At 72.0% G+C, this 17,704-nt stretch carries 17 protein-coding genes; 2 read left to right on the plus strand and 15 right to left on the minus strand.

Features of this window, described 5'->3' with window-relative positions; all coding sequences use genetic code 11:
- Nucleotides 1-50: 50 nt before the first annotated feature.
- A complete protein-coding gene (locus O2L01_RS00320; RefSeq protein WP_270119374.1) occupies nucleotides 51-596 on the plus strand; it encodes an ArsR/SmtB family transcription factor in 546 nt (181 codons plus the stop codon).
- Nucleotides 597-752: 156 nt separating this feature from the next.
- Here the strand turns inward: O2L01_RS00320 and O2L01_RS00325 are convergent, their stop codons facing one another.
- The 5 genes from O2L01_RS00325 to O2L01_RS00345 form a co-directional block, all read right to left on the minus strand.
- Nucleotides 753-2,375, minus strand: a complete 1,623-nt coding sequence (locus tag O2L01_RS00325; protein ID WP_270119376.1) for a glycerol-3-phosphate dehydrogenase/oxidase — start codon at nucleotides 2,373-2,375, stop codon at nucleotides 753-755.
- 13 nt (nucleotides 2,376-2,388) lie between these two features.
- On the minus strand, nucleotides 2,389-3,918 hold the full coding sequence (gene glpK, locus O2L01_RS00330; RefSeq protein ID WP_270119378.1) for a glycerol kinase GlpK: 1,530 nt from the start codon (nucleotides 3,916-3,918) through the stop codon (nucleotides 2,389-2,391).
- Between the two features lie 67 nt (nucleotides 3,919-3,985).
- Nucleotides 3,986-4,759: an MIP/aquaporin family protein gene (locus O2L01_RS00335; protein WP_270119380.1), complete on the minus strand. Its 774-nt coding sequence runs from the start codon at nucleotides 4,757-4,759 to the stop codon at nucleotides 3,986-3,988.
- Between the two features lie 272 nt (nucleotides 4,760-5,031).
- The gene (locus O2L01_RS00340) at nucleotides 5,032-5,796 is read right to left on the minus strand and encodes an IclR family transcriptional regulator (protein ID WP_270119382.1); all 765 of its coding nucleotides are present in this window, start codon (nucleotides 5,794-5,796) and stop codon (nucleotides 5,032-5,034) included.
- A gap of 182 nt (nucleotides 5,797-5,978) precedes the next feature.
- On the minus strand, nucleotides 5,979-7,229 hold the full coding sequence (locus O2L01_RS00345; protein WP_270119384.1) for a cellulose-binding domain-containing protein: 1,251 nt from the start codon (nucleotides 7,227-7,229) through the stop codon (nucleotides 5,979-5,981).
- Nucleotides 7,230-7,368: 139 nt separating this feature from the next.
- Here O2L01_RS00345 and O2L01_RS00350 point away from each other — a divergent pair, with 139 nt between their 5' ends.
- Nucleotides 7,369-8,259 carry an SMP-30/gluconolactonase/LRE family protein gene (locus O2L01_RS00350; protein ID WP_374727618.1) on the plus strand — a complete coding sequence of 297 codons (891 nt, stop codon included), beginning with the start codon at nucleotides 7,369-7,371 and terminating at the stop codon, nucleotides 8,257-8,259.
- Between the two features lie 10 nt (nucleotides 8,260-8,269).
- Here O2L01_RS00350 and O2L01_RS00355 read toward each other — a convergent pair whose 3' ends face one another.
- From O2L01_RS00355 to aspT, 10 genes are read right to left on the minus strand one after another with little or no spacing between them, the layout of a single operon-like run.
- On the minus strand, nucleotides 8,270-10,003 hold the full coding sequence (locus O2L01_RS00355) for an acyl-CoA dehydrogenase (protein WP_270119386.1): 1,734 nt from the start codon (nucleotides 10,001-10,003) through the stop codon (nucleotides 8,270-8,272).
- On the minus strand, nucleotides 10,000-11,007 hold the full coding sequence (locus O2L01_RS00360; RefSeq protein ID WP_270119387.1) for a 3-oxoacyl-ACP synthase III family protein: 1,008 nt from the start codon (nucleotides 11,005-11,007) through the stop codon (nucleotides 10,000-10,002). Before O2L01_RS00360 ends, O2L01_RS00355 begins: the two co-directional genes overlap by 4 nt.
- Nucleotides 11,008-11,009: 2 nt before the next feature.
- Nucleotides 11,010-12,011 (minus strand): beta-ketoacyl synthase N-terminal-like domain-containing protein, encoded by a 1,002-nt coding sequence (locus O2L01_RS00365; protein WP_270119388.1) that lies wholly within the window; start codon nucleotides 12,009-12,011, stop codon nucleotides 11,010-11,012.
- Nucleotides 12,008-13,219 carry a beta-ketoacyl-[acyl-carrier-protein] synthase family protein gene (locus tag O2L01_RS00370; RefSeq protein WP_270119390.1) on the minus strand — a complete coding sequence of 404 codons (1,212 nt, stop codon included), beginning with the start codon at nucleotides 13,217-13,219 and terminating at the stop codon, nucleotides 12,008-12,010. Before O2L01_RS00370 ends, O2L01_RS00365 begins: the two co-directional genes overlap by 4 nt.
- Nucleotides 13,216-13,452, minus strand: a complete 237-nt coding sequence (locus O2L01_RS00375; RefSeq protein ID WP_270119392.1) for an acyl carrier protein — start codon at nucleotides 13,450-13,452, stop codon at nucleotides 13,216-13,218. Before O2L01_RS00375 ends, O2L01_RS00370 begins: the two co-directional genes overlap by 4 nt.
- Before the next feature lie 16 nt (nucleotides 13,453-13,468).
- On the minus strand, nucleotides 13,469-14,278 hold the full coding sequence (locus tag O2L01_RS00380; RefSeq protein ID WP_270119393.1) for an SDR family NAD(P)-dependent oxidoreductase: 810 nt from the start codon (nucleotides 14,276-14,278) through the stop codon (nucleotides 13,469-13,471).
- On the minus strand, nucleotides 14,275-14,997 hold the full coding sequence (locus O2L01_RS00385; RefSeq protein WP_270119394.1) for an AfsA-related hotdog domain-containing protein: 723 nt from the start codon (nucleotides 14,995-14,997) through the stop codon (nucleotides 14,275-14,277). The genes O2L01_RS00380 and O2L01_RS00385 overlap by 4 nt, the downstream gene beginning before the upstream one ends.
- Before the next feature lie 9 nt (nucleotides 14,998-15,006).
- Nucleotides 15,007-15,600: an IclR family transcriptional regulator gene (locus O2L01_RS00390; RefSeq protein WP_270119395.1), complete on the minus strand. Its 594-nt coding sequence runs from the start codon at nucleotides 15,598-15,600 to the stop codon at nucleotides 15,007-15,009.
- On the minus strand, nucleotides 15,540-15,959 hold the full coding sequence (locus O2L01_RS25590) for a helix-turn-helix domain-containing protein (RefSeq protein WP_344469029.1): 420 nt from the start codon (nucleotides 15,957-15,959) through the stop codon (nucleotides 15,540-15,542). Before O2L01_RS25590 ends, O2L01_RS00390 begins: the two co-directional genes overlap by 61 nt.
- 35 nt (nucleotides 15,960-15,994) lie before the next feature.
- Complete coding sequence (gene aspT / locus O2L01_RS00395; RefSeq protein ID WP_270119396.1) at nucleotides 15,995-17,680, minus strand: aspartate-alanine antiporter; 1,686 nt, start codon at nucleotides 17,678-17,680, stop codon at nucleotides 15,995-15,997.
- Nucleotides 17,681-17,704: the final 24 nt, after the last annotated feature.

Here is a 17,704-nt window from a genome sequence, read left to right on the forward strand (position 1 = left end):
TTCCCAATCAATTGGGTTCTGTCAATCACTCGGACCGCTAGGATGAAGGCGTGGCAGAGCAGCGGAAATCAGAGGGCTTCAAGGACGACCGGCCGCTGGCCTCCGAGGCGGAGGCCAAGGCGGTGGCGTCGGCCGTGCGGCTGCGCATCCTGCGGCTGTGCCTCGACCAGCCGCTGACGAACAAGGAGATCGCGCTGCGGCTCGGCTCGAACCCGGCCACCGTGCTGCACCACGTGCGCAAGCTCGTCGATACGGGATTCCTTGCAGCGCAGGAGGAACGGGTGGGCGCGCGCGGGTCGCGGGAGATCCCCTACCTGGCGACGCGGAAGTCCTGGGCGCTGCGGCTGGGCGAGGAGTACTGGTCCGACCTCTCGACGGCGATGATGGACGCGTTCCGCACCGAGGTGGCGGAGCTCGGCGACCCGTCGAAGGTGAACGTCGGGCGGCTCGGCCTGCGGCTCGACGACGACCAGTACCAGGAGGTCACGGCGAGGTTCAAGGTGCTCTTCGACGAGCTGGCGGCGATCCAGCCGGGCCCGGACGCGAAGCCGTACTCGCTCTTCATGGCGATCCACCCGGACGCCGGACGGGAATGACGGGGCTTTCCCGGCGCTAGCCTTCAAATCGGATACCCGGGGACCCCCCGATTCCACTATGGCACGGGGGTGTGAAAGCCGCTTCGGGCCTGGGCCGCAGACGATATGACGGGGCCGCGACGCGAATGGCATTCACGTCGCGGCCCCGTCGCTCCCTCATTGATTCCGGTCGAGTACCGCCTGGACCTTGGCCCGCACCTCGGGGGTGTCGAGGCCGCGGATCATCAGGGTGGTGCGGCGGCGCAGCACGTCGTCCGCGGTCTGGGCCCATTCGACGTCGCGGGCGTAGACGACCTGGGCCATGATCTCCGGCGCGTCCGGGTGGACGCGCGCGGCGAGCTCCGGGTGCTCCCCCGCCAGGCGGGTGATGTCGAAGGCGAGCGAACCGTAATGCGTCGCAAGGTGCTTCGCGGTGTCCTCGCCGAGGTTCGGCAGCGGCGCGCCGCCGTCCGAGAGCAGCCGGTGCTCCACCGCGTGCGGGTTCGCGATGCCCGGCAGCGGCAGGCGGTGCGGCAGGTTCGCCATCGGCTCCATCTCCGAGCCGAGCGAGTACCCCGGCAGGGCCGCGAGCTTCTTCATCACGGTCCGTCCGATGTGGCGGAACGTGGTCCACTTGCCGCCCGCCACCGAGAGCATCCCGCCGCGCCCCTCGGTCACCACGGTCTCCCGCTTGGCCTTCGAGGTCGCGCCCGGCCCGCCCGGCAGGACCCGCAGGCCCGCGAACGCGTACGTGATGAGCTCCGGGTTCAACTGCTGCGAGCGCACGGAAAGGCTCGCCTCGTCGAGGATCTGCTTGAAGTCGGCCTTCGTCGGCGAGACCTGGCCCGGGTCGCCCTCGTAGACCTCGTCCGTGGTGCCGAGCAGGAGCATGTCCTCCCACGGCAGCGCGAACGTGATGCGGTACTTGTCGACCGGCGTCGCCAGCGCCGCGCCCCAGTCGGCGGTGCGCTTGAGGACGAGGTGCGCGCCCTTGGACAGGCGGATCGACGGGTCGGCCGCCGGGTTCTCCATGCGGCGCAGGTGGTCGACCCAGGGGCCGGTGGCGTTGAGGATGACGTGGGCGTTGACGCCGAACTCGGTGCCGTCCACCTTGTCGCGCAGGTCGGCGCCCGTGACCCGGCCGTCCGTGAAGCGCAGGCCGGTGACCTCGGCGTAGTTCAGGACCGTGGCGCCTGCCTCGACCGCCGCGCGGGTGGTCATGAGGGCCATGCGGGCGTCGTTCATCTGGCTGTCGCCGTAGACGGCGACGGCCTTGAGGTTCTTGACGCGCAGCTCCGGCACGGCCGCGCGGGCCTTGGCGGGACTGAGCAGGTGGCCGACGCCGTCGCCGAAGCCGGAGAGCGCGGAGTAGGCGAAGACGCCTGCCCCGAGCTTCGCCGCGCCGTGCGGGCCGCCCTTGTAGACGGGCAGGTAGAACTTGAGCGGGCGGGAGAGGTGCGGCGCCACCTGGCGGGTGACGGCGCGCCGCTCGAAGTGGTTCTCCGCCACCAGCTTCACCGCGCCGGTCTGCAGGTAGCGCAGGCCGCCGTGGAGGAGCTTGGAGGAGGCGGAGGAGGTGGCGCCGGCGAAGTCGCCGGCGTCCACGAGTGCCACCCGCAGCCCCGACTGGGCGGCGTGCCAGGCGGTGGAGATGCCCAGGATGCCGCCGCCGATGACGAGCAGATCGCACTGGGCGTTCGAGAGCTGCTCGCGCGCTTCGGCTCGGCTCACGCGCGCGGTGAAGTGCGCGGAGCCGGTCGGGTTCGTCTCCGGGCCGGAGACGTGCTGCAAGGTGGTCATCGCGATGCTCCCTCTACTCGTCCTGCCAGCCCATGGTCCGCTGGACGGCCTTGAGCCAGTGCTTGTATTCCCGGTCGCGGACCTCGGGGTCCATGTCGGGGGTCCATTCGGCGGCGCGGCGCCAGTTCGCGCGCAGATCCTCGACGTTCTCCCAGAAGCCGACCGCGAGGCCCGCGGCGTAGGCGGCGCCGAGGCAGGTGGTCTCGGCGACCATGGGGCGCACGACGGGCGCGTCGAGCACGTCCGCGAGGAACTGCATGAGGAGGTTGTTGGAGGTCATGCCGCCGTCGACCTTGAGCGCGGAGAGCTCGACGCCGGAGTCCTTGGTCATGGCGTCGGTGATCTCGCGGGTCTGCCAGGCGGTGGCCTCCAGGACGGCGCGCGCGATGTGCGCCTTGGTGACGTACCGGGTGAGGCCGGCGATGACGCCCCGCGCGTCGGAGCGCCAGTAGGGGGCGAAGAGCCCGGAGAAGGCCGGCACGAAGTACGCGCCGCCGTTGTCCTCCACGGACATCGCGAGCGTCTCGATCTCGGCGGCGGTCTTGATGAGCCCCATCTGGTCGCGCATCCACTGCACGAGCGAGCCGGTGACGGCGATCGAGCCTTCGAGGGCGTAGACCGGGTCCTGGTCGCCGATGCGGTAGCCGACGGTGGTGAGCAGCCCGGACTCGGAGTGGATGAGCTTCTCGCCGGTGTTCATGAGCATGAACGTGCCGGTGCCGTAGGTGGACTTGGCCTCGCCGGTGGCGAAGCAGGTCTGTCCGAAGAGGGCGGCCTGCTGGTCGCCGAGCGCGGAGGCCACGGGGACGCCGGCGAGGAGCCCGCCGAGGGGACCGCCGGTGACGGTGCCGTAGACCTCGGAGGAGGAGCGGATCTCGGGGAGCACCTGCATGGGCACGCCCATCTCGGCCGCGATCTCCTCGTTCCACTTCAGGTCGTCGAGGTTCATCAGGAGCGTGCGGGAGGCGTTGGTGACGTCGGTGACGTGCACGCCGCCGTTCACGCCGCCGGTGAGGTTCCAGATGACCCAGGAGTCCATGGTGCCGAAGAGGAGCTCGCCGGCTTCGGCGCGCTCGCGGAGCCCGGAAACGTTGTCGAGAAGCCAGGCGATCTTGGGGCCGGCGAAGTAGGCGGCGAGGGGCAGGCCGGTCTCGCGGCGCCAGCGGTCCTGGCCGATCTCCCCGCCGAGCTTCTTGCAGAGGACGTCGGTGCGGGTGTCCTGCCAGACGATCGCGTTGTGGACGGGCTTGCCGGTGCGCTTGTCCCACAGCATGGTGGTCTCGCGCTGGTTGGTGATGCCGATGGAGAGGATGTCCTCGCGGGAGGCGCCGGCCTTGACCATGGCCCCGGCCACGACGTCCTGCACGTTCTTCCAGATCTCGGCGGCGTCGTGCTCGACCCAGCCGGGCTTGGGGAAGATCTGCTCGTGCTCCTTCTGGTCGACGGCCACGATGCGGCCGTCGCGGTCGAAGATGATGCACCGCGAGGAGGTGGTGCCCTGGTCGATGGCCGCGATGAACGGGCCGGTGTGCGTGTCGGTCATGGTTCGCTCCAGAACGTCGTTGTCGTGGTGGGAGTCGGCGAGGGATACGTCGATTGTGTCCTCATCGCTACCCGAGGGCAACGTTGTAGAGGAGTCCGGCGGCCACGCCGCCGACGATCGGGCCGACCACGGGGATCCAGGCGTAGCCCCAGTCGGAGCGGCCCTTGCCCTTGATGGGCAGGATCGCGTGGGCGATGCGGGGGCCGAGGTCGCGGGCCGGGTTGATGGCGTAGCCGGTGGGGCCGCCGAGGGAGAGGCCGATGCTGACGACGACGAGGGAGGTGATGAGCACGCCGAGCGTGCCGAGGCCGTTGCCGTCGGCGTTGAGGCCCTGGGTGAGGATCGCGAAGACGAGCACGAAGGTCGCGATGATCTCGGTGACGAGGTTCTGGGCGGTGCTGCGGATCTCGGGGCCGGTGGAGAAGATGCCGAGGACCGGGCCGGCCTTGGCGTCCTCGGGGCCTTCGACCGCCTCGGGCTGGTTTTCGATGTCGGCCATGTGGGCCTGGAACTGGCCGTAGTAGGCGGCCCAGGCGAGCGTCGCGCCGAGGATGGCGCCGACCATCTGGGAGAGGATGTAGACCGGGACCTGATCCCACGGGACGTTGCCCTGGACGGCGAGGCCGAGGGTGACGGCCGGGTTGAGGTGGGCGCCGGAGATGCCGGCCGAGATGTAGGCGGCGGTCAGGACCGCGAAGCCCCACCCGAAGGCGATGGCGAGCCAGCCCGCGTTCTGGGCCTTGGACTTCTTGAGCGTGACGGCGGCGCACACGCCCGCGCCGAGGAGGATCAGCATCGCGGTGCCGACGACCTCGCCGAGGATGATGTCTGAGTTGGACACACCGACTCCTTTGTCTGCGTCCGAGGCCGTCACCGGGGCTTCGACCTCGTTGGAAGGGCTTGTTCGACACGGAAGGCGAGGCGAGCACCGAAGCCGTTAGGCGTTCGACAATGCCGACCGATGTACGAAAGTGTTCTCCTTCATTACCAACCCGTCAAGTGCTATGTGACCGCCATCACATCCTCTTTTGCGAACCATCCGAAACGCCTGCAAGACAGGCATACCAGGGTCACATGGGAGCCGCCGGAACATGGCGGAAACGGACGAAAACGCTAGAAGGGCTTGGCCCCGAGATCACGCGAGACGGAACGGGCCGTGTCGCGCACGGCGGCGATCAGCTCCGGGCGCAGTTCCCCGTCGCGGCACACCCGTTCGACGGCACCGGTAATGCCGACCGCGCCGACCGCGAGGCGGCGCCGGTCGTAGATCGGGGCGGCCACGGCGGCGACCCCTTCCAGGGTCTCCTCGTTGTCCACGGCGTAGCCCTGGGCGCGGGTCAGGTCGAGGGTGCGCTCGATCTCGTCGAGCTCGGTGACCGTGCGGGCCGTGAACGGCTCGCGCTTGGCGTCCACGAGCTCGGCGTGCGCGACCGGGTCGGTCGCGGCGAGGACCTTGCCGAGGGCGGTGGAGTGCAGCGGCTGCATGGCGCCCACTTCGAGCACCTGGCGGCTGTCGTCGGGGCGGAACACGTGGTGGACGATGAGCACGCCGTGCTGGTGCAGCACACCGAGATAGACCGCCTCGCCCGAGGAGCGGGCCAGGTCGTCCGTCCACACCAGGGCGCGGGCCCGCAGCTCGTGGACGTCGAGGTAGGTGGTGCCGAGGCGCAGCAGCTCGGCGCCGAGCTGGTAGCGGCCCGAGCCGGGGTCCTGCTCCACGAAGCCCTCGTGCTGCAGGGTGCGGAGGATGCCGTGGGCCGTGGCCTTCGCCAGGCCGAGCGAGGAGGCGATGTCGGACAGGCCGAGGCGCCGCTCGCCGCCCGCGAGCAGCCGCAGCATGGCCGCCGCCCGCTCCAGCGACTGGATGTTCTTCGCCATCCGCGCGCCTCCGTTCCCTCGGTGAGTCCGGAGCGCCCCTTTGACGGTGCTCCGTTCGACAATGCTAAACGCTATCGGCTGTTGCCGACCAACCGTGTCCGCATCAAAGAGGCACGGCGTGGGGGTCCGGGCGCACGGGAACGGCGGCGGACCCGGAGGTCCGCCGCCGTCAGAGGGAGGTCTTAATAGCCGTAGCGGCTCTTGAGGTGGCGCCACCAGTCGCGGAGCATCCACTGGTCGAAGGTGGTGATGGTGGCCGAGGAGCCCGCGTTCATGATGAAGCAGCACTGGCCCGTGGGCGTCCAGTCGTAGAAGTCGTCGAGGCCGAAGGTGTGGCCGAGCTCGTGCAGATAGATCGTGATCTGCGTGGAGCCCAAGGAGTTCACGAAGTACTCCTGGCCCATGCGCTGGCCCCAGTCGCCGCCGGCGCCGCCGCCCATGCCCTGGGTCAGCCAGAGGCTCTGGTCGTAGTGGTGCGCCGCGCCGCCCGGGCACTGCGAGTAGTTCCCGTCCTGGTGGAAGAAGCGGCCGCAGGCCTCGGAGCACTGCGGGGCGTCCTCGCGGATGTCCCCGATGTAGACGTCCACCGCATTGTCGCTCCACTGCAGGAGGTTGCGGTCGTAGGCGGCCCAGCCGACGACGTTCACGTCGATCTGGTCGAAGGGCCACTCGCTCCAGCCCTTCATCTGGTCGAACCAGAGGTTGTACTGCTGCTGGAGCTTCGCCTCGATCGCGTCGCGGGTCTGCAGGGTCACGCTGTTGCGCGAGTCCCAGCGGACGCAGTAGTCGATCGTGCCGCCGGTGGCCATGACCTGGTCCCACCCGAAGTTGCGGAAGTTCAGGTTGTAGGTGTCCTCCACATGCGCCCAGACCTCGTTCAGGGGCTGGACGAGGTTCGACGGCGGGTTCCACTCGTCCTGCTCGGGGCCGCCGGTCGGCAGCTCGGTGGGCGAGGCGGTCACATTGGTGGGCGGGTTCGTGGGCGAGGGGCCCGCGTCGCCGGTGCACGCGATCCCGTTGAGCTTGAACGAGGTCGGGACCGCGTTCGTGGATCCGGTGAAGGTGCCGCTGAAGCCGAAGCTCGCGGTCGAGGCGGCGGCCAGCCGCTTGTTGTAGTCGACGCCGGCGGCGGTGACGTGCGCGCCCGACTGCGTCGCGGTGGTGTTCCAGGCGTTGGAGACCTTCTGCGTCCCGGGGAAGTCCCATTCGAGCTTCCACGGGTCGAGCGCGGTGTCACCGAGGTTGGTGATGTCCACATTGGCGTTGAAGCCGCCGGGCCACTCGGCGGTGACCTGGTAGTCGACTGCGCAGCCGGTGGTGGCGGCCTCGGCCGTCATCACGGTGAACGCCGTGGCGCCCGCGGCGACCACGGCCACCGCGGTGGCGGCGATCGCGGCGCGCAGGCGCGTGCGTCTGGGGAGTGCCGGTCCCATGTTCGTTTCCCGTCTCATAGCGGCGGCCGGGTCCGTCCCGGGCGGCCTTCGGTTCGAGCTAACGTGAGTGCGGCCCAGTGCCGCACCAGATGATCGGGCTGTGCACGATCACACGAACAGGCTATATCGAGGAGTTTCGATGCACAATGCTCCGGTGGGTTTCCGAAAATTCGACGAGCGCTTCGCCGTCGCCGGCGACGACTACCTCGAATGCCTGTTCTCCGGCGGGCGCTGGACCGAAGGCCCGGTCTATGTGCCCTCGGGGAGGTACCTGCTCTTCAGCGACATCCCGAACGACCGGATCATGCGCTGGGACGAAACGGACGGCTCGGTGAGCGTCTTCCGCTCCCCCGCCGGGTACACGAACGGCCACACCCTCGACCGGCAGGGGCGGCTCGTGTCCTGCTCGCACGGCGAGCGGCGGGTCGAGCGGACCGAACTGGACGGTTCGGTCACGGTGCTCGCCGACCGCTGGGAGGGCAAGCGGTTCAACAGCCCCAACGACGTGGTCGTCTCGAGTGACGGCGCGGTCTGGTTCACCGACCCGCCGTACGGGATCACCAGCGACTACGAGGGCCACCGCTCCGAGCCCGAGATCGACGACTGCCACGTGTACCGCGTGGACCCGGCCTCGGGCGCGGTCGAGCGCGTCGCGGACGACTTCCAGCGGCCCAACGGGCTCGCCTTCTCCCCCGACGAGTCCGTGCTCTACATCGCCGACACGCCCGGCGGCCACATCCGCCGCTTCGACGTGGACGGCGGGAAGCTCACCGGCGGTGAGGTGTTCGCGGAGACCCCGGGCGGGGGCTTCGACGGCCTGCGGGTCGACGTCGAGGGCCGGGTCTGGGCCGCCGCGGCGGACGTCTACTGCTTCGACCCCGACGGCACGCACCTCGCGACGCTGCCGATCCCGCAGCCCTCGGTGTCGAACCTGGTCTTCGGCGGCCCGAAGCGCAACCGGCTCTTCATCACCGCCACCGACTCGGTCTACTCGATCATGCTGAACACCAACGGGACCTGGCGGCTCTGAGGCGGCGGCGCTAGCCCCAGAACGGTTCGAACCCGAACTCGGCGATGAAGGCCTCGAGATAGTCGTCCGCGGCGAGGAAGGAGCGGGTGAACTCCTCGTCGATGCCGAAGGCGTCCACCAGGTCCGCCGCGTGCGGCAGCAGCCGGTCGCATGCCTCGCCCACCAGGCGGTCGACGGCGTCGAGCGTCTCGGGCCCGGCGAGGCCGCACCTGAGCAGGCTGCCGATCCGGCGGCGCAGCCACCCGGCGCCGTGGAGGAGCAGCAGGTCCTCCCCCGCCCGGTCGCGCACTGAGGCGGCGAAGCGCGCCATCAGCAGCCGTTCGGCGTAGACCCCGGCGAGATCCTGCGCGGCCTCCAGCTCCTCGCGCCAGACCGCGAAGTCCTCGTCCGAGTCCTTCCGGGCCGCCGCGAGGCGGTCGCGCAGACGCGCGTGCAGGCGGCGCTCGCAGGCCTCGGCGAGGCGCAGGAAGTCCGCGCCCGTCCGCAAGGCCGCGGGCGGATCGTCCTGCGGCGGTGCGTATCCGGCGTTCGCGGCCATGTTGCGGGCCGTGTCGAGGCGGATGAGCGCGTTGTCTCCGCCCGCCGAGCGGTACCCGTCCACGAGGGACTGGTAGGCGAGCGGCCAGCGCGTGCCGCCGTACGCGAGGCCGCCGCAGCGCTCGCGGCAGGACATCGTGACGCGCCAGGCCGCTTCGACCGCGACGGCCTTGTGGAGGGGCAGCAGCGGGTCGACGGCCGACCAGGGGGCCCAGGCCGCGCCTCCGGCGGCGGCGGTCTCCACTTGGGAGGCGGGGTCGGCGAGGGCGGTGAGCGCGTAGGCGTCGGCGAGGTCGGTGAGGAGTTCGACGTGCTGGTTGCGGTAGTCGAGGACGGGCCGGGTGCCGGAGATCTTGTCGGCGGTGAGGCGGGTGAGGGAGTAGCGGATCGCCATGGCGGTGGCGGCGCGGGAGACGGCGGCGACGGCGGCGGTGATGGAGATCCAGGTTTCGACGCCGACGGCCATGGAGCGGCTCATGCGGGCTTCGGGTGAGCCGAGCGGGTCGGTGAAGGTGCCGTCGGGGTCGAAGGCGGCGCCGTCGCTGAGCCAGGCGTCGAAGGGGAGGCGGACGCCGTCGAAGGCGACGGCGACGGTGTCCGTGGGGAGGTTGCCGGATTCGTAGGCGTGGCGGATCTGGAGTCCGGCGGGGACGCCGTGGCGGCCGCCGATGTGGACGAGGAAGCCGAACACGCCGTGGTCGGTGTCGCCGTTGCGGAGGCGGGCGTAGACGAGGGCGGCTTTGGGGGCGGCGTGCTCGCCGGCGGTGTTGGGGAATTTGACGGCTTCGGGGCCGGGGGTGCGGAGGGTGAATTCGCGGGTGGCGGGATCGAAGCGGGCTTCGGTGCGCATGGCGCCGTGGCTGTTGGAGCGTCCGGCCTCGGTCATGAGGACGACGCCGGTGGCGCCGTCGGCGCGGATGCGGGCGAGGACGGCGTCGGGGTCGGGGGCGAAGCGGACGATGCCGTTGAGGCAGAGGCAGTAGTGGAGGAGGACGGTGTGGTAGAGGACGGGGTCGCGGAGGGCGGTGAGGGCCGAGAGCTCGGCGAGGCGGGCGCGGTCGGCGAGGAGGTCGGCGGCGGGTCCGACGGCGTCGGCGAGGAGGCGCATGCGCCGGTAGTTGTGCTGGTGGAACTGGGTGGCGGTGAGGTCGCGGGGGCGGTCGAAGCCGGGTCCGGAGAGGAGTTCTCGGAGGTCGTCGTCGGTCATGTGCGTTCCTTTCCGGGAGGGTTCCAGGTGATGAGGGCGGAGCCCCAGGTGAGTCCGGCGCCGACGGCGGCGAGGAGGACGCGGTCGCCGGGTTTGAGGCGGCCGTCGGCTTCGGCGGCGGTGAGGGCGGTGGGGATGGAGGCGGCGCCGATGTTGCCGAGGTGTTCGCCGATGACGGCGAGTTTGGCGTGGGGGATGCCGGCGCGGTCGGCGTAGAGGCGGAGGGTGCGGGGGTTGGGCTGGTGCGGGACGAGGAGGTCGATGTCGTCGATGGTGAGGCGGTGGGCGGTGAGGGTGGCGGCGAGGGCGCGGTCGAAGGTCTCGGGGATGGCTTTGCGGAGGGCGGGGGCGTCCATGCGGATGCGGTGGGCGCCTTCGCGGACGGTGTCGGGAGTGGCGGGGCGGCGGCTGCCGCCGGCGGGGATGAGGACGGTGTCGGCCTGGGTGCCGTCGCTGCCGAGGTGGACGCCGGCGATGCCGGTGCCGGCGGGGACGCGGCCGAGGACGCTGGCTCCGGCGCCGTCGCCGAAGAGGAGGGCGGTGGCGCGGTCGGCGGGGTCGAGGAAGCGGGAGTAGACCTCGGCGCCGATGACGAGGGCGCGGCCGTGCGTCGGGTCGGCGGCGAGCCAGTCGCGGGCGATCTTGAGGCCGAAGAGGTAGCCGGAGCAGGCGGCGCCGATGTCGAAGGCGACGGCGCGGCGGGCGCCGATGAGGGCTTGGACGCGGCAGGCGGTGGAGGGGGCGGGTTCGTCGGGTGTGGAGGTGCCGACGATGAGGAGGCCGAGGTCGGCGGGGTCGCAGGCGGCTTGGGCGAGGGCGGCGCGGGCGGCTTCGGCGGCGAGGTCGGAGGCGGCTTGGGCGGGTGCGGCGCGGCGGCGTTCGCGGATGCCGGTGGAATCGAGGATGCGCTGGGGGTCGATGCGGAGGGCGGCGGCGATCTCGGGGTTGGCGGCGATGTGGGGCGGCGTGTAGGCGCCGGTGCCGAGGAGGCCCCATGCGTGCATGGTCAGGCCCTTCCGATGAGGCAGCCGGCGAGGCCGCGGCGGTCGAGGGTGGTGACGGCGAAGGCGTCGCCGGGGGCGGTGGCGTCGAGGGCGTGGAGGAGCGCGAAGGCGGCCGCGGCGGCGGAGGTGTCGCCGATGGCGGTGTGGGCGGTGAGGCGGGTGGCGGCGGGGCCGAGGACGGCGGTGAGGGCGCGGGTCTCGGCGTCGTGGTGGCCGTCGAGGGCGGCGGTGGTGGCGGCGGTGCGGATCTCGTCGGGGTCGGTCGCGGCGGTGGCGAGGGCGCGGCGCAGGGCGGTGGCGAGGGCGGAGGCGGGATCGCCGGTGCAGTCGAGTTCGGTTGCGGCGGCGGTGATGCGGGGGCCGGGGGCGGTGTCGGCGACGAGGCGGAGCATGGCGCAGCCTTCGCCGATGGGGACGGTGGGGGCGGTGGCGGGGCGGGTGCGGTGCTCGAGCCAGGCGCGGGCGGGGGTGGCCTCTTCGCTGGCGCCGCAGAGGACTTGGTCGACGCGGCCGGAGGCGAGGAGGCGCCGGGCGTAGCGGAGCGCGAGGACGGGGGCGCTGCGGCCGCCGGGGAGGATGACGCCGGGGCCGGTGATGCGGTGGTGGATGGCGCATTGGCCGGCGGCGTAGTTCATGACGCCGACGGGGATGCGGCCCGGGTCGACTTGGTGCGGTCTGGGTTTGGTGAGGGAGTCGGTGCCGAGGTCGAGCATGGTCTGGAGGCTGCCCGCGGTGGTGGCGAGGACGAGTGCGGTGCGGGAGCGGTCGGCGGGCGCGGCGCGGTCGAGGAGGCGGCCGGCGGCGGCGACGGCGAAGGCGGTGGCGCGGTCCATGGAGCGGATGCCTTTGGGGCCGATCTCGACGGCGGGGTCGAAGCCTGGGACGGGGCGGATGCCGCCGGGCGGGAGGTCCGGGGCGTGCACCGCGGCTGCGGGTTCGGTGTCGAGTGCGTCTGGGCCGCAGGCGGACCAGGTGGCGCGGTCGGCGATGCGCAGGGTGGTCATGCGGCGGCCTTGGCGATGAGGACGACGGCGTTGGAGCCGCCGAAGCCGAAGCCGTGGTTCTCGACGACGCGGAGTGCGGCGGGCCTGCCGGTGTTGGGGACGCAGTCGACGTCGCATTCGGGGTCGGTGCGGCGGTGGTTGACGGTGGGCGGCAGGAATTGGGCGTCGAGGGCGACGGCGGCGGCGATCGCGCCGAGGGCGGCGGAGGCGCCCATGGCGTGGCCGAGCATGGATTTGACGGCGACGACGGGCGGGACGGCGTCGCCGAAGACCTTGCGGATGGAGCGGGCCTCGTTGACGTCGTTGACGGGGGTGCCGGTGCCGTGCGCGCAGATGGCGTCCACTTGGGAGGGTTCGATGCCGGCGTCGAGGTGGGCCAGGCGGATGCACTCGGCGACTGAGGCGGTGTCGGGGGCGACGGGGTGCCGGGCGTCGCAATTGGAGGCGGCGCCCGCGACCTCGCCGATGATCCGGGCGCCGCGCGCGAGGGCGCGGTCGAGGGCTTCGAGGACGAGGACGCCCGCACCTTCGCCGACGACGGTCCCGGCCCGGTCGGCGTCGAAGGGGCGGCAGGCGTCGGGCGCGAGGGTGCCGACCCGGTGGAAGGACGCGAACATGCGGCGCGAGAAGGAGTCCGAGCCGCCGCACAGGGCGATGTCCGCGTCCCCCATGCGGATCGCGTCGAGGCTGTGGGCGATCGCGTGGTTCCCGGCGGCGCAGGCGGCGGAGAGGTCGACCGGTTCGGCGCCGGGCAGGTTCAGGTCGCGGGCGACCTGGACGGCGGTGCCGCCGGTGTAGCGGGCCGCGGTGGCCGAGTCGAATCCCGCCGGGCCGCCGGCCGCGGCCTCGACCGCGAGCCGGTCTTCCTCCTGCGCTTCGGTGTCGCTGGTGCCCATGGCGATGAGCACCGCTGCGCCGCGGAGGCCGGCGGGGTCGAGCCCGGCGTCGGCGAGGGCGAGGCGGGCCGCCGCGACGGCGAACGCCGCGCCGCGGCCGGTCGCGGCCGGGTCGAGCCGTTCGAGCCACGCGGCGGGGTCGAAGTCGGGGACTTCGCAGCCGTGCCGGATCTGGAAGCCCGCCGGGTCGAAGGCGGTGACGGGGCGCCGGCCGCTGCGGCCGGCGAGCAGCGCTTCGGCGAAGGCGGCCCGGCCGGTCCCGATGGGGCTGACGGGGCCGAGGCCGGTGATGGCGACGCGGCGCGCGCTCATCGCGGGGCCTCGGCGGCGAGGAGGTCGCGGATCTCGGCGAAGCGGGACGGCGGCTCGCCGGGGACGGTGTCGAGGCCGAGGTCGTCTTCGAGGACGGCGTTGATCTCGGCGAGCTGGAGGGAGTCGGCTTCGAGGTCGTCGCGGAAGTCCGCGTCGTCGGTGACCGCTTCGGGCGCGACTTCGAGGATCTTGGCGATGAGCTCGCGGGCCTTGGCGGTCGGGTCGTCGGTCATGGGAGGTCCTTTCGGGTCAGGCGGCCGCGCGGCCGAGGCCGAGGAGGCCGCGGGCGACCGCGGAGAGCTGGCTGGTGAGGCCGCCGTCGAGGACGAGGACGGCCCCGGTGACGAGGCGGGCGCCGTCGCCGGAGAGGAAGACCGCCGCGTCGGCCACGTCTTCGGGCTCGGCCCATCGGTTCTGGGGCACTTCGTGCTGCAGCGCCTCCTTCACCTGCGGGTGGCCGGTGAAGCCGCTGGTGAGCTTCGTGTCGATCCAGCCGGGCGCGATGGCGTTGACGCGGATGCCCTGGGCGGCCCATTCGACGGCGAGGGTCTTGGTGAGCGAGACCATGGCGGCCTTGCAGACGGCGTAGAGGGACAGGCGCGGCGCGCCGCCGAGCCCGGCGATGGAGGTGACGTTGAGGACCGAGCCGCCGCCGTTGGCGGCCAACTCGGTCCCCGCGAGGCGCAGGAGTTGCACCGTGGGGTCGAGGTTGAGGCCCCGGGTGCGCTCCCAGTCGCCTTGGGTGAGTTGGAGGAACGGCCCGGAGTGGTAGAAGCCGCCCGCGTTGTTCACGACCGTGTCGAGCCCGCCGAGACCCTCGACGGACTCCGCGAACGCGGCGGCGAGGCGGTCGGGGTCGGTCACGTCGCAGGTGACCGGGACGGCGAGGCGGCCGAGTGCCTTGATCTCGCGGGCGACCGCGTCGAGGGCGTCGGTGCCGCGGGCCAGGACCGCGACGTCGGCCCCGGCGGCGGCGAGGCGAAGCGCGACGGCCCGGCCGATCCCGCGCGAGGCTCCGGTGACGAGGGCTCGTTTGCCTTGCAGCGGCGGCGTGTTCATCGGTGCTCCAAGAGTTCGGTGCGGTCGGCGCGGGCGGCCTCGCGGGCCCGTTCGCCTTCGAGGCGGTCGAAGTGCGCGCGTTCGAAGACCCTGGCCTGGAACCGCATCGTCGCGGCGGCGAGTCCCGATTGGATGATGGTGGCGGTGAGGTCGGCGGCGAGGACGTCGGGGCGCGGCCATCCGGTGCGGTCGGCGCGCAGCTCCACGGTCGCGGGGAGCGGGAAGACGAAGGCCGCGAACTCGATGTCGAGCCGTTTCGTGGTGAAGACGTAGCCGCCGCCGTGCGGCAGCAGGTACGCCTCGGTGACGGCCATGGCCATCTGCGAGCAGGCCTCGACCTCGACCATCCCGGGCAGGTGCGCGGTGCCGTTGTCGCGGTCGGCGAGCACCGCGTTGTCGGCGTGGACGACGAGCGCGGCGCGCCAGCGGCGGCGGTCGACCCGCTCGAGGTCGCCGATGAGGATGTTGCGCGGATCGCGCTTGTACAGGCCCGCGTCGGCGAGGGCCGGTTCTCGGCGGGGCGCGGCGGCGGCCCCGGTGGCGGTGATCGCGGCCCAGTCGGCCGCGCTGAGGCCCTGGCCCGCGCGCAGTGCTGAGCCGCGCGGCCCGGTGGTGCCGTCCGGCGGCCCGGCCAGGGCGGCGTCGGCGGTCAGGCCGCCGACCTGTGCGGCGAAGCGGGCGAAGGAACGCCCGACGACCGGAATGATGTGCGTTGGCATGCAAGGAGGCTATGGAGGATCGACGCCGTCCGGCCCGGTCGCGCGCGTACGTTCCGGCTCCCGGAACAGGGTTGTTCCGGGTGGCGGAACGGGCCGTTCGGGGAGGCGCCGCACGGCCGCCGCAGCGGCCCTGGCGATCTCGCGCAGCCGCGCCACGTGCTCGGCCGGTTCGAAACCGCGCACGGGCCCGGCCAGGCCGAGCGCGGCCACGGCGGTCCCCCGCCCGCCGATGACGGGCGCGGCCGCGCCCCAGAAGCCGAGCAGGTGTTCCTCCGCGTCGAGGGCCACGCCGCGCAGACGCGCCGCTATGAGGTCCCGGTCGAGCTCGCGTCGGGTGCCGATGCTGTTGCGGGTCAAGCGGACGAGCTCGGCCTCGCGGAGGTACCGCTCGGCGGCGGCCGGGTCGTGCGCGAGGATCGCCTTGCCGGTGGCGGTGCAGTGCAGCGGGACCTCCTCGGCGGTCCGCAGGATCGCGTCGGTGAACCGGTGGGGGTAGAGCACGTCGAGGAAGCGGGCCATGTGGCCCTCCGCGGTCGCGAGGGTCACCACATGGCCGGTGCCCTGGTACAGCTCGAGCAGGAAGGGCTTGAGCACCTTCCGCATCCGCGCCTCGTGCGGGGAGCAGCGGCGGGCTTCGCGGTGCGGGCCGCGGTCGCGCCACGCGGGGGTCTCGGCGAGGCGTAGCGGCGCCCGCTGCGGTCGACGACCCCGCCGGCCTCGAGATCGGCCAGGAGCCGGTGGACGGTGGTCTTCGGCAGGCGCGTGCGCCGCGACAGGAGCGTGACGCCCACCGGTTCTCGGTGGGCGGCGAGCTCGTGCAGGAGAAGGATCAGCTTGGCGGCGACACCCCGCGGGACCGGCTCGTGACCGTGCAATGCGGCACCTCTGCAGAATCGGACAATGTGGACAACATGTCCATTCATTCTCCGCACGCGCTCCCACGAATCCACGCGACTGCCCATGATCCGACAGTCCGCTCACCCGAACGAGGGAGTCCTCATGTCATGGCGTGGGCCATGGCGACGACGATCGGGCCCAGCAGCGGCAGGACGACGTTCGAGAAGGCGTAGACGATCGTGTAGGCCATGAGCGGCGTCGCGTTGCCCGCGGCGGCCTGCACGGCCGTGACGCCCGGCGTGGAGCACTGCTGCCCGGTGACCGAGCCGAGCGTGAGCGGCGCCGGGAGCTTCATGAGCTTCCAGGCCACCAGGAACGAGACGAAGGCCGGGATCGCGGTCATGCACACGCCCGCGATCGGCAGGCCGACGCCGAACTCCTTCACGAGCTCGACGGCCTGCGGGCCCGAGGAGAGCCCGACCGCGCAGATGAAGACGGCGAGGCCGAGGGTCTTGATGACGTCCGCCGCGCCCGAGTCGTACTGGCCGAACGTGGGGCGCTTGGAGCGGATCCAGCCGAACAGGAGGCCGGCGAGCAGGCAGCCGCCGCCGGTGCCGAGGGTCAGCGGGATCGTCCCCACGGTCCACACCAGCATGCCGATGAGGAAGCCGAGGACGACGCCGATCGCGATGAACACCATGTCGAACCGCACCGCCGGGTCGAGCCGAAAGCCGACCATCGGGATCACCCGGCTCAGGTCGCGGCCCGCGCCCGCGAGGCGCACCGTGTCGCCGTGCTGGATCAGCGTCGAGGGCTGCACCGGCAGCTCGTGGTCGCCGCGGGTGATCTTCTGGAGGTACACACCCTGGCGCTGGTCCTCGAAGTCGCGGCGGATCTGGGCGAGCGTGGTGGCCTTGTAGTCCTTGCGGGTCACGACCACGTCCGCGAGGTCGAGGCTCATCGCCATCGACTCGTCGAGTGCGACCTCCTCGCCGATGCGGCTCGCCGAGCCCACGAGGGCTTCGCGGCGGCCCACGACGAGCACGCGGTCGCCTTGCTCCAGTTGAAGGTCGGGAACGAGCTTCACTTGCCCCCCGCCGCGCAGGACCTCTTCGACGGTGACGTCCCCGAGGTCGGCCTGGAGCTCGGCCACGGTGCGGCCGGTGGCGGCCGTGACCTTGTACTCGCGGCCGACGACGGCCGGGGCGGCGGGCGCGGCCGTCTCCTCGTCCGCGGTGCCGCCCAACTGCTTCCAGAGCTTCGCGGCCTCCTGGCGCAGGTCGATGCGCATGATGAGCGGGAAGAACTGACTCGAGAGCAGCACGATCGTGATGAGGCCGCAGATGTACGAGATCGAGTACGCGGTGCCCACGTTGTTCTGCAGCGTCTGGATCTGGTCGGCCGGCAGGTCGAGCCGGCCGATCGCGTCCGTCGCCGTGCCGACCGCCGCGGACTCGGTGGCGCCGCCGGCGAGGAGCCCGGCGGCCGTGCCCACGTCCAGGTTCATGATGAGGATCGCCGCGGCCGTGATCACCAGGACCGAGACGACCTCGATCCCGGTGAACGTGGCGAACTTGAGGCTCTTGCGGTTGAGGCTCGCGAAGAACGTGGGCCCCGAGATGTAGCCCAGCGTGAAGATGAACAGCGCGAAGGCGATCGTCTTGACCTGGTCGTTCAGCTCAATGTCCGCGAACATCCCGAGGAAGATCGCCACCACCAGCGTCCCTGCCACGCCGCCCAGCGAGATCTTCCAGATCCGCACCTTGCCCAGCGCGAACCCCAAGGCGAGGCAGACGAACAGCGCGATCTCGGGCGTGCCCGAGAGTGTGTCCTTGATCCAGTCCATGGCGGCTTCCCCCTGTGCCCGGCG

The sequence above is a fragment of the Glycomyces lechevalierae genome (genome assembly GCF_027622945.1).
In the GTDB taxonomy this organism is placed as follows: Bacteria; Actinomycetota; Actinomycetes; order Mycobacteriales; family Micromonosporaceae; genus Glycomyces; species Glycomyces rutgersensis.